At 62.6% G+C, this 13015-nt stretch carries 15 protein-coding genes; 4 read left to right on the top strand and 11 right to left on the bottom strand.

All coding sequences use genetic code 11. The features are described from left to right. Positions 1–12 precede the first annotated feature (12 nt). Positions 13–1605: a Ppx/GppA family phosphatase gene (locus tag ACXAEK_RS12640; RefSeq protein ID WP_475042370.1), complete on the top strand. Its 1593-nt coding sequence runs from the start codon at positions 13–15 to the stop codon at positions 1603–1605. A gap of 43 nt (positions 1606–1648) precedes the next feature. On the opposite strand, the gene ACXAEK_RS12635 is transcribed toward ACXAEK_RS12640, so the two are convergent. Continuing rightward, a complete protein-coding gene (locus ACXAEK_RS12635; protein ID WP_475042368.1) occupies positions 1649–2029 on the bottom strand; it encodes a hypothetical protein in 381 nt (126 codons plus the stop codon). 148 nt (positions 2030–2177) lie between these two features. Between ACXAEK_RS12635 and ACXAEK_RS12630 the strand changes: the two genes are divergently transcribed. Beyond that, a complete protein-coding gene (locus ACXAEK_RS12630; RefSeq protein WP_475042366.1) occupies positions 2178–3248 on the top strand; it encodes a hypothetical protein in 1071 nt (356 codons plus the stop codon). A 105-nt stretch (positions 3249–3353) separates the two neighbouring features. Here the strand turns inward: ACXAEK_RS12630 and ACXAEK_RS12625 are convergent, their stop codons facing one another. From ACXAEK_RS12625 to ACXAEK_RS12595, 7 genes are all read right to left on the bottom strand, one after another. Next, entirely contained in the window at positions 3354–3875 is a 522-nt protein-coding gene (locus tag ACXAEK_RS12625; RefSeq protein WP_475042365.1) for a GNAT family N-acetyltransferase, read from the bottom strand. Between the two features lie 64 nt (positions 3876–3939). Further along, entirely contained in the window at positions 3940–4386 is a 447-nt protein-coding gene (locus ACXAEK_RS12620) for a GNAT family N-acetyltransferase (protein WP_475042363.1), read from the bottom strand. Positions 4387–4397: 11 nt separating this feature from the next. Beyond that, entirely contained in the window at positions 4398–4655 is a 258-nt protein-coding gene (locus tag ACXAEK_RS12615; RefSeq protein WP_039169547.1) for a YjhX family toxin, read from the bottom strand. Between the two features lie 280 nt (positions 4656–4935). Then, a complete protein-coding gene (locus tag ACXAEK_RS12610) occupies positions 4936–5946 on the bottom strand; it encodes an endonuclease/exonuclease/phosphatase family protein (protein WP_475042362.1) in 1011 nt (336 codons plus the stop codon). After that, positions 5927–6622, bottom strand: a complete 696-nt coding sequence (locus ACXAEK_RS12605; RefSeq protein WP_475042360.1) for a TerB family tellurite resistance protein — start codon at positions 6620–6622, stop codon at positions 5927–5929. The genes ACXAEK_RS12610 and ACXAEK_RS12605 overlap by 20 nt, the downstream gene beginning before the upstream one ends. Positions 6623–6631: 9 nt before the next feature. Beyond that, complete coding sequence (locus ACXAEK_RS12600; RefSeq protein WP_475042359.1) at positions 6632–7153, bottom strand: N-acetyltransferase family protein; 522 nt, start codon at positions 7151–7153, stop codon at positions 6632–6634. Beyond that, a complete protein-coding gene (locus tag ACXAEK_RS12595; RefSeq protein WP_475042358.1) occupies positions 7150–7758 on the bottom strand; it encodes a VOC family protein in 609 nt (202 codons plus the stop codon). Before ACXAEK_RS12595 ends, ACXAEK_RS12600 begins: the two co-directional genes overlap by 4 nt. Positions 7759–7936: 178 nt before the next feature. Between ACXAEK_RS12595 and ACXAEK_RS12590 the strand changes: the two genes are divergently transcribed. Then, positions 7937–8584: an imm11 family protein gene (locus tag ACXAEK_RS12590; RefSeq protein ID WP_475042356.1), complete on the top strand. Its 648-nt coding sequence runs from the start codon at positions 7937–7939 to the stop codon at positions 8582–8584. A 173-nt stretch (positions 8585–8757) separates the two neighbouring features. Here the strand turns inward: ACXAEK_RS12590 and scpA are convergent, their stop codons facing one another. Next, positions 8758–10887, bottom strand: coding sequence for a methylmalonyl-CoA mutase (gene scpA / locus ACXAEK_RS12585; RefSeq protein ID WP_475042355.1), 2130 nt, complete (start codon positions 10885–10887; stop codon positions 8758–8760). After that, positions 10853–11785: a hypothetical protein gene (locus ACXAEK_RS12580; protein WP_475042354.1), complete on the bottom strand. Its 933-nt coding sequence runs from the start codon at positions 11783–11785 to the stop codon at positions 10853–10855. The genes scpA and ACXAEK_RS12580 overlap by 35 nt, the downstream gene beginning before the upstream one ends. Before the next feature lie 177 nt (positions 11786–11962). Here ACXAEK_RS12580 and ACXAEK_RS12575 point away from each other — a divergent pair, with 177 nt between their 5' ends. Next, on the top strand, positions 11963–12397 hold the full coding sequence (locus ACXAEK_RS12575; RefSeq protein WP_475042352.1) for a DUF4174 domain-containing protein: 435 nt from the start codon (positions 11963–11965) through the stop codon (positions 12395–12397). Between the two features lie 19 nt (positions 12398–12416). On the opposite strand, the gene ACXAEK_RS12570 is transcribed toward ACXAEK_RS12575, so the two are convergent. Next, a complete protein-coding gene (locus tag ACXAEK_RS12570; protein WP_475042350.1) occupies positions 12417–12920 on the bottom strand; it encodes a hypothetical protein in 504 nt (167 codons plus the stop codon). Positions 12921–13015: the final 95 nt, after the last annotated feature.

Here is a 13015-nt window from a genome sequence, read left to right as displayed (position 1 = left end):
GACGGAGCCCTCATGAACCTGTCCCAGGACCCCGCCGCCGCTGCCACCGCCGCCGCAACTGATTGGGGCCCCTTCGGGCGTCCGATCTTTGATGACCCCAAGGCCCGGGCGCTGTCGCGGGTGGGGGTGGTCGATGTCGGCTCCAACTCGGTCCGCCTGGTGGTGTTCGACGGTGCCGCCCGCAGCCCGGCCTACTTCTACAACGAAAAGATCATGTGCGCGCTGGGGGCCGGCCTGTCGGAATCTGGCCGCCTGAACCCGGAGGGGCGCGCCCGCGCGCTGTCGGCCCTGCGCCGGTTCCAGCATCTGGCCCAGGGCATGGGGCTGCCGCCGCTCTCTGCCGTTGCCACCGCCGCGGTGCGCGACGCCAAGGACGGGCCGGAGTTCTGCGCCGAGGTGCTGCGCGAGACCGGGCTGAAGATCCATGTAATCGACGGGCGCGAAGAGGCGCGGCTTTCCGCCCAGGGCGTGCTTCTGGGCTGGCCCGGCGCCTACGGGCTGGTCTGCGATATCGGCGGCTCGTCAATGGAGCTGGCGGAGATCCAGGAAAATTCTGTCGGCCGCCGGGTGACGTCGCCGCTGGGGCCGCTGAAGCTGCGCGACATCAAGGGCGGGCGCAAGGGGCGCAAGGCCTATATCAAAGAGGTAATAGAGAAGCTGCGCGGCGAAATGGGCGCGCAGCGCGACCGGCTGTTCCTGGTCGGCGGCAGCTGGCGCGCCATTGCCCGCATCGACATGCACCGCCGCGGCTATCCGCTGAAGGTGCTGCACGAATACCGGATGAGCGCCAGCGACCTGCGCGAAACCGCGAAATACATCGAAAAACACGACTTGGCCAAGCTGCGCGAGGCCTGCGGCATCTCCTCCAGCCGGATGTCGCTGGTGCCCTATGCGATCGACGTGCTGACCCGGCTTATCCATACCTTCAAGCCCAAGGACATCGCGGTCTCCAGCTATGGCATCCGCGAGGGGCTCTTGTATGAGCAGATGCCGCAGCGGCTGCGCGCCCGCGACCCGCTGGTCGAGGCGTCGCGTTTTGCCGAGATGAAGGACGCCCGCGTACCCGGCTTTGGCAAAACGTTGTATGATTTTGTGAGCCCGCTTTTCAGCGGCGCCAAACACAGCAAGCGGCGGCTGGTCAAGGCGGCCTGCCTGCTGCATGACGTCAGCTGGCGGGCGCATCCCGACTACCGGGCAGAGGTCTGTTTCGACAACGCCACCCGCGCCAACCTGGGCGGGCTCAAACATTCCGAACGGGTGTTCCTGGGGCTGGCGCTTTTGCACCGCTACAGCAACAAGCGGAACGGCAGCAGTTTCGAGTATCTCTATGGCCTTTTGGAGGAAAAAGGCCAGCATGAGGCCGAGGTGCTGGGCAAGGCGATGCGCTTTGGCGCCATGCTGATGGTCACCAGCAGCGGCGAGATCGGGTCATTGCGCTGGCAGCCGCGCAAACGGGTGCTGCATGTGGACCTGCCGGACGCGGCGCGGCCTCTGTATGGCGAAGTGGCGGAATTGCGGCTGAAGTCGCTGGCCAAGGCACTGGATGCGGAGATCGACCTGCGCTTTGTCAAGCCCGCGCCGGAAGCCGGGGGCGAAGCAAGCTGAGACCATAGGTCCGCCCGCTGACCGGCGCCCCCGCCGGGTGGCGTCAGATTTCGGTGACGCCCTCTTCGCCGCTCTTGTCTTCCTTGGCGGGCGCGTTTTCCTTGGGCTTCTTGCGGATGATGATATCGCCGTTGGGCAGGATTTCCGGCAGCTCATAGGCGCTCCAGTCCTCCACCTGTTCGGCAATATCCGCCAGTGCAGGGCCCATCTCGGCCAGGAAAGCGCCCATCGAGGGGCCGATCTCCTCCATCATGCCCTGCAGGTCCTCAAGCGCAGGCGCCATTTCCTGGCGCAGGCCTTCCCAGAACAGCTCCGCCCCGCGCTCCATCAGCGAAGAGCCATTACCCTCCTCTCCCGCTTCCTGGGCGGAAAGCGGCGCGGACAGAATGGCAATGAGGGCGGCGGGCAGAAGGATCTGTTTCATGGGGCCAATATAGGGGGCTGAAGCGGGGTGTAACAGGGGAAGACTGCGACCGCGGCGCAACATTATTGTTGCCTGCCTATGGGGGCGGCAACTACCCTGTTTGACGCAAACCTCTGCCGGGGATCGTCAGATCAGGAGGCGAGTCACGATGGGTGCTCCAAAGACCGAAGCCAAGGCAGCGGACAAGAAAGACGATACCAAGAAGCTGACCGATGAGCTGGCCAAAACCGTGCGCGAGCGGGCCGGCAAGCTGGTTCCAAAGCTGAACGCAGCCTTTACCAAAGCCAGGAAAGAGGCGGTGAAACAGGCCACGGCCGAGCTGGAGAAGAAGGCCAAGAAAGAGGCCAAGGGCGGCAAGCCGGACGCCAAGGAACTGGCCAAGAAAAAAGCGGAGCTGGAAAAGCGCATTCCAAGTTTCAGCGCAGCCATCAGCGGCAATGTCGAAAGCAGCGGGCTCAGAACCGCCAGTGAGCAGGCCTATTACGCGATCAAGGGCTGGTCCAGCACCTGCTCCTCGGCCCATATGCGGCGCGCTGCGATCCATGTTCCGGTCACGGCGACCCGGGCCGGCAAGTCGAAAACCGTGCCGCACAAGAAGACCAACCTGCTGACGTATTTCCCAGCGAAGTATTCCCACGCCGATCATCTCGACGAGAAGAAAGAGATTTGGGGGATCATGTCCTATGCGGATTTTGCCAAGGAATGGTCCGATGCCGTCAAAAGCGCCAAGCTGGCAAACTGGGGCGGCAAAAAGCCGGACCTGGCACCGGATGATCCCTGGCATGTGGAACTGCCGCGCAAGGCCGTGAAGGGGGGCGTTGGCAAGGCGGATGTAGTCAAGAACACCCGCCCCGGTCGCAGCGATGCAGAGGTCAAGGCCTGTGTGGAGAACTATGCGAACTATGTCGCCCTGACTGAGGGCCTGGCAAAGGGCAAGAAGCTGAAGCGGAACACTGAAATCGAGTCGAACTACAAATCCCTGTTCAACAAGAAGTTCAAAGCGGCCAAGGCCAAGGTCGATGAGGAGCGCAAGAAGGCCAAGGAGCAGGCCGAAAAGGATGCCAAGGCCGAAGCCAAGGACAAGAAGCCCGACAAGAAAGCCATTAAGGCCAAGACCGATGAAGCAACCAAGAAGCTGGACGCGGATCTGGAGAAACGGGCGAAGAAGCTGGTCAACAAGATGAACCCCGACCCAAGCCGGTTCAAGCTGGAGAAGTGAGGCCGGCGCGCATTTGGCACCGGCCTTCTGTGGAACGCGGTTGGGGCACACCGCCGTTTTGCAGGGGATGAAGCCCTGCAGCGTTCGGAGGCTGGGCTTCTGCGCTTAGCCGTACGCGGAGGTGTCCCACATCGCTGGCTGCATGAACTCAGGGATCGCCGTTGTCTTGCCGCTCAGCTTTGCGACTGTTCCGGCGGTCAGTTCCAGTGCCATCCAGGATTCCGGCATGGTCAGCAGATCCGGGTACGGCGTCTGCTTGTCCGTCGGGACAAAGCCGTAGCGGGGATAGAACGTGGGGACGCCCAACACGAACACTGCGTCAAACCCCGCGGACCTGAGGTGGCTGATGCTCGTTTCCATCAGCTCCTTGCCCACGCCATGGCCCTGATACTCCGGCAACACGCCGCAGGGTGCGAGCAGGCAGCATTTTGTGCCGGGGTGCTCCTGGAAAAAAAACGGCGTGAACAGAACGTTGCCCGCGATCTTGCCATCGCGGCTGACACTGATCGAGATGGTGTCCGGGTGATCAAGGAAGCTTTCCGCAAGTTTTGCAATTTCCGGCCCTTCTTCCGGGCCGAAAGCAAGGCGGTGAACGTCGATGATGGTTTCTTTCTCTTTGTGGTTCATTTCAGGTCTCCTTTGAATGAATGGCGTGGCCGCCCCGCGCAAGGGACGGCCTGTTGAAGGGAGGTCAGGCACCGGGCATCGTCATCTTCCAACTCGCCTGCCCGGAGGGTTCGTGAAGCTCCTCGCCGGCAAATTCGAAGCCGTAGCGTTCATAGAATGGCCGCCCGATGGTGTTGTCGCGAAAGACCTCGACCTTCAGCGGCCCTTTCAGGGCCACCGCATGATCGACCAGCGCCTTGCCGTATCCCCTGCCGTGCCGGGACGGGTCCAGGAACAGGCCGCCGATTTCATTGCCAATGAGAGCAATAAAGCCGATGACGGTGCCTGCTTCCTCCAGCACCCAGGTTTCCGCATTGGGCAGGTAGATGCTGCGCATGGCCTGCTGCACCTCTGCCACGAAGTCCGGGCTGAGGAACGGATGCGCGAGCGCGTTGGCCTGTTGCCAGACGGCAATCACCGCATCCGTGTCATCGGTATGATAGGGGCGGATAGAGAACGTGTTATCTGTCATCTTCTTCTGTCCTACCGCTGGTTCATTTGCGCGCGCACGGATTGGTTCCCTAAATGCGTGATGCGATAGGGGCTGCCGTTCTTCGACTTGATGAAGCGCTTGTCTTTCAGGCGCTTGAACACGTCCATCGTGCAGGCGGAGAGGACAAAGCCGTCGCGTGTAAAACACTGAACAGAATGCACTTTTCCGTTGTCGCCGCGCGCGTATTTAATCTCGCCGCCCAGGGCGAGTTCATGCAAAACACGTTGCTCGTGCTTTGAGATGTTCATTGGGATGTCTCGATTTTATGAAAGCACAGAAACAGGATCACTCAGCGTCAGCGCGTGAGTGTGCCTATCTTTGCGGGTGTTCCTGTGAGGTTCGCCAGGAACGGGCGTTAGGCCCGGGTCTCTTTCATAAAATCTCCATTGCAAGAGGCATCACGCCCCTCGTGCGGCGTTCATCTAAGTTGGGAAGCTAAATCTGTCAAGCCGGAGTGCATGAAATTGCCCTGGCCGCCGGTGACGCTGTGCAGGCTGCTGCCGGTTGGGCCTGGCGGCCCCTGCCCCCTCAGTCCAGCGCGATATCCAGCGTGACCGGGAAATGGTCGGAGGCGTCCAGCAGCGCCTGGCGCAATTCCTCATCCGCATAACATTCTGCATCCTCGAACGGGTGCCAGATGCGCCATTGCGGCCGCTGCGCCATCAGGCTCTGCGAGATCATCACATAGTCCAGCAGCGCCCGGAAATAGCGTTTGGTTTCCGGGTTGTAAAACCGCGAGGTGCTGGGCAAGGAGGCCGCGCGGGGCTGCAGAAGGCTTTGCGCATTGGGATCGTTCAGCAATTCGCCCATGACAATCTCAACCGAGGACTGGCCGAACAGCTTTTCGTATTCGTCCAGGCCGGGGCCGTCGTTGAGATCGCCCAGCACCGCCACATGCTCACCCGCCTGCACATGCTCCGCCACCCGCCGGTGCAGCCAGATCGCCTGCGCCAGCTGCTTGCGCCGGTTGGCAATGGAGACTGCGGTGATCTCATCGCGGGTCTTGGCGCCATGCGGGGATTTGGATTTCAGATGGGCGCCGATCAGCCGCAGTTCCGTCCCTGCCTTGCCTGGGGTGCCCCGGGTTGTGACCGCCAGTTCCAGCGGCGGCTTGGAAAACACGACCTGGTCCAGACGCTCATCCACGTCGAGGTCGATTTCGAACACCCCGTCAAACCTCGGCGCTGTTTTGCTGGCCCGCGGGTCATGCACCGCGTTCAGCCGGTCCGGATCATAAAGCAAGGCAATTTCCTGGTGGGTGTCTGTCGGATAGCCGCTGACCGCCTCACGCGCGCGCAGGCCCGCCTCCGCCGCAAAGTTTTCCAGCGCCCGGGTGGTGCGCTGGCTGCGCCCGGTGTTCGGCGCCTCGACAACCAAGATGGCATCCGCATCAATATGTTGCAGCACATGGGCGATGGCACGGCCTTGCGTGTAGCGGTCCACCCCGTGCACGCCCGAGGGCTTGGCGTCCAGCATCAGCCTGTCGCCCTTATCGAACAGATAGGCGAACCATTCGATGTTATACGTGGCCAGCCGCATTGCCGCACCCGCTGATTTCATCCCAGGCGCGGTTGATATCGATCATCCGCTTCTCTGCCAGCCGCACCGCCTCCTCTGGCACGCCGCGGGCGATCATCGCGTCCGGGTGGGTGTCGCGCACCAGTTTGCGCCAGTGCTTGCGGATCTCGTCGCGGGTCATCTCAGGCGAGACGCCCAGCACGGTGTAGGGGTCCTTGGGCGCATCGGGAACAAATCGCGCGCGCAAGGCCTGGAACTGTTGCGGGCTTTGGCCGAAGATGCGGCTCACCTCCTCCAGGAACTCGTTTTCGCCGGGGTGGTAGAAACCATCCGCCATGGCGATGTGAAACAGCCCCTCCATCAGGTCGCACAGCGTGGTCGGGTCATTGGCGAACATGGCCTGGATGCGGCGGGCGTATTCCTGGTAGCCCGCAACATCGGTGCGCGCCATGTTGAAGACGCGCGCGGCGCCGGCCTCATCATCCCGGGCGATCTGGAACACCTCGCGGAAGGCGGTGACTTCGTCGCGGGTGACCTGGCCGTCGGCCTTGGCCATCTTGGCGCCAAGCGCGATGACGGCGATGGCAAAGGCCACGGTGCGTTCGGGCGGCGCGCGCAGCTTGTCAAAGACGTCTGTGAGGCTTTCGCCTGCGGCAAGCGCGGCCAGCGCGTCGGATATGCGGGTCCAAAGTGACATGGTATCAGCCTATCCGGGATTGGCGGCACTGTCAGGGGCGGGAATACCCGGCGTCAGGATTTTCTGCATGAAAACAGTGTCGAGCCAGCGGCCGTTCTTGCAGCCAAGCTCCGGCATCCGGGCGGTCTCCGCATATCCAAGGGCAGCGTGAAAGGCGATTGCCGCGGGGTTGGCGCTGCTGACGCTGGCGATCAGCACGTGGATCTGCGCTTGCCTGGCTTTATCTTCGAGTGCCTGCATCAGGCGGCGGCCGGCACCCTGCCCCTGGGCGGCGGGCAGCACGTGGATAGTGTGTTCCGCAGTGAAACGGTAGCCGGGGCCGGAGCGGAACGGGAAGAAATGCGCATGGCCAAGGATGCCGCCGTCTTTTTCAGCCACCAGATAGGCGCCGTTGCCGGCTGCGATCTGCCGGCGCACCTGTTCAGGGGTCTTCGGGGTGGTGTTGAAGGTCGCCAGCGTATCGCGGATCACCCAATTGGCGATGGCGCAAACGGCTTCGGCGTCGGCCTCGGTTGCGGGGCGGATGATCATCGCAGCTGCCTTGGCCCGTGCGGCGTATCAAACTCCGCCATCATTGCAGGCGTGCCCTGCTCCACCGCAATGCGCGGGTCATGGATGATCCGGTCCAGTGCTTTCTGCAAAGCTGTTGCTTCCGGGTGGCTGAGGATCAGGCGGCTGAGGCGGCAGCCGGATTGCGGCAGCTTGCCTGCGGGCGGCTCTGCCTGCCACTGCAGGACGGCGGGAAAGATGTTGTCATAGGGCAGCAGCCCATCGGAAGGCACGGTCATCAGCCAGCTGAGATCCCCTCGCTGCATTTGCACGCGGCGCTGCGCATGAGGTGGCAGCAGGGGTTTCTCTGTCTCAAGGCTGCCGCTGCGCAGGATCCAATTGTTCAGCCGGGCCGGGCCTGCGAAGCGGTCCAAGTTGAACCAGCGCGGCTGCTCCTGCGGCTGGGCTTCGGGATCAATGGCGATGGCTTCAAGGTACAGCCCGTCCTCCAGCCCGGTCAGCCGGTTATGGGTACCGTACCGCGCATGCTGGCCGCCCGGGCTGAGGGTGATGCCCAGCGCGTCTTCGGTATGGGCAACGGCCTCTTCCAGTGTTCCGCCTGCCACGGCCAGGTGATCGAGTATCATATGTGCCCTCCCCTTTTTCGGGCTGAGACTAGCCGGACAGCGGCGGGGTGCAAGGCGGGATTTGTCGGCAGAAGGAATAGGGGAAGCTTCTAATTGGGCAGGCACTAGGATTAGGGTAAACCTGCATCACTGCTGTTTACCGGCGTTAGCACCCCGCTTCTTTTGTGAGAGAATTCTAATGACAGTCTACCATTTGAGCACCAGTTTGGATGCTATTTCCGCCGGAGTGGACTGGTCGGAAACCAAGGAACGTCGCCTGTCTGGGTCGGGTATGGGCAAGGATTTCTGGTATTGCACTGATGCAGACAGGGCTCCCTTGGGCCAGCTACCTACTGAGATCAGGAATGAGATCGATGCGCATTGGGCTTTGAGTTTCGCGCGCAATGACAATCTGCCCGATACGTTTATGAGCCTCAAGAGTGCTCACTTCACCGGTGCTCCCTTTGCTCGCCAAGGCGTTTGTGAGGTGTTTCAGCACTTTGCAGAAGGTAATTGCGAGATCATTCCAATTCGAAACTTCTGGTCCTTACACGACAATAAAGAGGTTCCGGTTCCTTACTTCGTTGCAAATGTATTCAATACCGCTGCACTTCTGGACAATCGGCTCACGAAGACGAGGCCTGTCAAAAACCCAAGATTTGGAAACATGAGATTTCTGCCGCCGTGCCTAGGCGAAAAAATATTTGTTCGGAAAGACCACTTTTCTGATCGTCACCTTTTGCGCGACGCAGAAACTTCTGAATGGTTTTGCGACGACGTCTTCCGCGAGGCCATCGAAGCTGTGACGCCAGGCACTTATGAGTTTCGCGAAGTAAACTTGGTCTAAGGAAAAACCAAGCCCCATTCCTTTGGCGCCAGTTGTAAACGGCTCAGACTCCCGCTTCTTTCTGGTCAAAAATACCCCTAGGGGGTCAGGGGGGCAGGCAGCCCCCCTGCTCTTTTGCGGCGCCATTGGGTCAAGCCCAATGGCGGCGGGGCAGCCAGCCCCCCTTGCTTTGCTCAGCTGCGCGCTTCGCGGATCAGGCGCAGGATGTCCTGGGCGGCCTCGGGGATGTTGGTGCCAGGGCCGAAGATGGCCTTGACGCCCTTCGAGTACAGGAACTCGTAGTCCTGCTGCGGAATGACGCCGCCGCAGATCACGATGATGTCGCCTGCGCCTTCGGCTTTCAGCGCCTCGACCAGCTGCGGCGCGAGGGTTTTGTGGCCCGCGGCCTGCGACGAAATGCCGATCACATGCACGTCGTTGTCGATGGCGTCCTGGGCGGCCTCGGCCGGGGTCTGGAACAGCGGCCCCACGTCGACGTCGAAACCGATGTCGGCAAAGGCGGTCGCGATCACCTTGGCGCCGCGGTCGTGGCCGTCCTGGCCCATCTTGACCACCAGCAGGCGCGGGCGGCGGCCTTCTTCCTCGGCGAAGTCCTCGATCGACTTCTGGATCGCGGCAAAGCCCTCGTCGCCCTCGTACGCGGCGCCATAGACGCCGGCCAGGGTTTTGACTTCCGCGCGGTGGCGGCCGAATTCCTTTTCCATCGCCATGGAGATTTCTCCGACTGAGGCCCGCGCGCGGGCGGCTTCGACTGCGGCTTCAAGAAGGTTGCCCTCGCCCGATGCGGCGCGGCGGGTCAGTTCATCGAGGGCTGCCTGGCAAGCGGCCTCGTCGCGGGTCTCGCGCATTTTTTGCAGGCGGGCGATCTGGGCGTCGCGCACCGCGTGGTTGTCGACATCCAGGATGTCGATCGGGTCTTCCTTGTCCTTGCGGTACTTGTTGACCCCAACCACAACCTCGTCGCCGCGGTCGATCATCGCCTGGCGGCGGGCAGCGCTTTCTTCGATGCGCAGCTTGGGCATGCCGCTCTCGACGGCTTTGGTCATGCCGCCCATCTCCTCAACCTCTTCCATCAGCGCCCAGGCTTTTTCGATGAGGTCGTTGGTCAGGCTTTCGATGTAGTAGGAACCGGCAAGCGGATCGACCACGTTGGTGACGCCGGTTTCCTCCTGCAGCACCAGCTGGGTGTTGCGGGCGATGCGGGCAGAGAAGTCGGTGGGCAGCGCGATGGCTTCGTCCAGCGCGTTGGTGTGCAGGCTTTGGGTGCCGCCGAGCACGGCCGACATCGCCTCATAGGCGGTGCGGATCACGTTGTTGTAGGGGTCCTGCTCCTGCAGCGACACACCGGAGGTCTGGCAGTGGGTGCGCAGCATCTTGGAGCGTTCGGATTTGGCGCCGAACTCGGTCATCACCCGGTGCCACAGGGTGCGGGCCGCGCGCAGCTTGGCGATCTCCATGAAGAAGTTCATGCCGATCGCAAAGAAGAAGCTCAGGCGGCCTGCGAATTTGTCCACGTCCATGCCTGCGTCCAAGGCGGCACGCACGTATTCGCGCCCGTCCGCGATGGTATAGGCCAGCTCCTGCACCAGGTTCGCGCCGGCCTCCTGCATGTGGTAGCCGGAGATCGAGATCGAGTTGAACTTAGGCATCTCGTTCGAGGTGTACTCAATAATGTCCGAGATGATCCGCATCGAGGGTTTCGGCGGATAGATATAGGTGTTGCGGACCATGAACTCCTTCAGAATGTCATTCTGGATGGTGCCCGCAAGCAGGGATTTGTCGTGGCCCTGTTCCTCGCCTGCGACGATGAAGGAGGCCAGCACCGGGATCACCGCGCCGTTCATGGTCATAGAGACCGAGACCTTGTCGAGCGGGATGCCGTCGAACAGGATCTTCATGTCCTCAACTGAATCGATGGCAACGCCCGCCTTGCCGACATCGCCGACCACGCGCGGATGGTCGCTGTCATAGCCGCGGTGGGTGGCGAGGTCGAAGGCGACCGAGACGCCCTGCTGGCCCGCGGCCAGGTTGCGGCGGTAAAAGGCGTTGGATTCTTCCGCCGTGGAGAAGCCCGCATACTGGCGGATGGTCCAGGGGCGGCCTGCGTACATGGTGGCCTTCACCCCGCGGGTAAAGGGGCCGAAACCGGGGAGCGTGCCCATATGGGGCAGGTCCTTGGTGTCGTCTTCGGTGTAGAGCGGCTTAACCTCGATGCCTTCCAGCGTCTGCCAGTTGAGGTCGTCAACCGCCCGTCCGCGCAGCTCTTTCTCAGCCAGAGCCCGCCATTCGTCTTTGTTTGTCATCAGGTCTTCCTCTTGTCAGTGCGATACGGGGCGGGTTCGTGCCCGCCGCCAGTTTATCCGGGTCGTGAACCAGCGCAGCGAGGCCATCGGCGCCGCCTGCCAGCCACATCATGTCGTCGGCATAAGCCTCCCGCAGGATTGCGGCCTGCGTGTCGTCAAAGGGGCGCCAGCGGCCCGTGCCCTCCGGCAGTTTGGCCGCAACCGAGGACGGCACGCTGGCGCGCATGTCCTGCAGGCAGAGCGAGGCGTTGAGGCGCACCCGGGCGTGGGTGCGCGGCGCCGCCGCCCCGGTCAGGGCCTCCAGCTGCGTTTCCGGGCGGGAGCCGAAGGTTTCAAACGGCAGCACATGCAGGCGCGCCTCCGGCATGGCGGCGGCGATGTCGGTGATCACGTCGCGCCAGCTGCGCGGCGCCCGCACCAGCCGGTCCAGGCTGGCGGCATTGGGCACCCGGTGGCCGCGCGCCACCGCATAGGCCAGCGCCGAGGTCCAGTAGCTGTCCAGGCTGCGGATGCTGAGCGCCACATCGGTGACGGTGCGGCCAAAGGCCTGGGAGAAGCGCGCCATCCGCTCCCCCACACCGCTGTAGAGATCGCCGAGGCGCAGGTTGCCGCGGATGGTGCCGATCATGTTTTCTTCGCTGATCAGCAGCTGCTGCACGCCCTGCTCCTGGCATTTACCGAGCTGGATCTGCAGCCGCCCGCGGGCGCGCTGCGCCAGATTGCGGCCGGTGACAGGGGCCGGCCCCGGCTGGATGCCGTGGAACACCCCGTTCCGGGTGCGGAAAGGCCCCCAGAAGCCAATACCCTGTTTCGCAAGCTCGTGCGCGTTCTGGCGCATGTATTCCTGGAACGACGTCGTTGCGCAGCGGTGCGCGCCGGTATGAAGGATCACTTTCATCGTGCTTCGGGACCTCTGATGGAGGGCCGCAGGCCGCAGCCCGGTCAAGGGGAATGGCACGATCATGGCCGGCAACCCCTCATTATCCCGTTAACGATGATGTTTTTTGTCCAACCTGCGGAATTCACAGTCGCATTTACCGGCTGCGCGCATATATTCAACACAACAGGAGAGATCATGAGAGCAATCCTAAGCGTTGTTTTGGCAGGTTTTCTGCCGCTTGCGGCTGCCGCGGCGGACGGCAGCGCGCCCGATTTGATCCAGCCCGGGTATGATGTGGAACTGGAGGAATTCCAGTGGACGCACCGCCCGGTGGTGGTATTTGCCGACAGTCCCGAGGACCCGCGGTTCCATGAGCAGATGGAACGGCTGATGGACGGCATCGAGGCGCTGAAGACGCGCGATGTGGTGGTGCTGACCGATACCGATCCGGCCGCCAAGTCCGCCCTGCGCAAGAAGCTGCGGCCGCGCGGTTTCATGCTGGTGCTGGTGGGCAAGGACGGCGGCGTCAAGCTCAGGAAGCCGCATCCCTGGACGGTACGCGAGCTGTCCCGCACCATCGACAAGTTCCCGGAACGCCTGCGCGAAGTGGAAGAGCGGCGCGGCGGGTGAGCCCGCCCGGCGGTCGCGGTCAGCCGTTGCCGCGGACGTAGATCAGCGCCATCGCCTGCTTGTCCAAAACCACCATCGCGCCGGTTTCCGGCACAAAGACCAGATTGGACGCGGGGTTTCGGATCGCCTGGTAATAGACGGATTTGACCAGATCCGACATGCAGCTGACGCCCGCCAGCCCCGAATTCAGCACCCCCAGCCCCTGCGGCAGGTCGCGGGACATGATGTCTTCCGTCACTGCGTTGGGGGATTTGCCGGACACCGCAAACATCACCGGTTTGCCGGCCTCCAGCATCTTCATGCCGGTGTTGAGAGACCGCGCGCGGTCCACCAGCGAGGTGATGCGCGGGTTTTCCGCGGTGTGGAACACGGCGGCGGTGCAGCTCATCGAGGATTGGAAAAAGAACGTCTCCCCCAGTTCCACCCAGGTGGAAAGTTGGGCGCGCAGCGCCTCTTCCTTGTCGAGCGCGCAGGCAGACAGCAGCGCCAGGGCGGTCAAAAGACAGGTCAGGAGACGGATCATGCGGCACCTTGAGGTCGTCAAACAGCCTCAGTGTCGCAGAAAATTCTGAAGATTCGGTGCATGGCACCGGACCCTGCGGGGCAGGCACGGCGGCG

This window comes from Leisingera sp. ABM4_101 (genome assembly GCF_056158725.1).
Note: the sequence above shows the minus strand (reverse complement) of the source record. Positions and strands in the feature narration are given on the sequence as shown.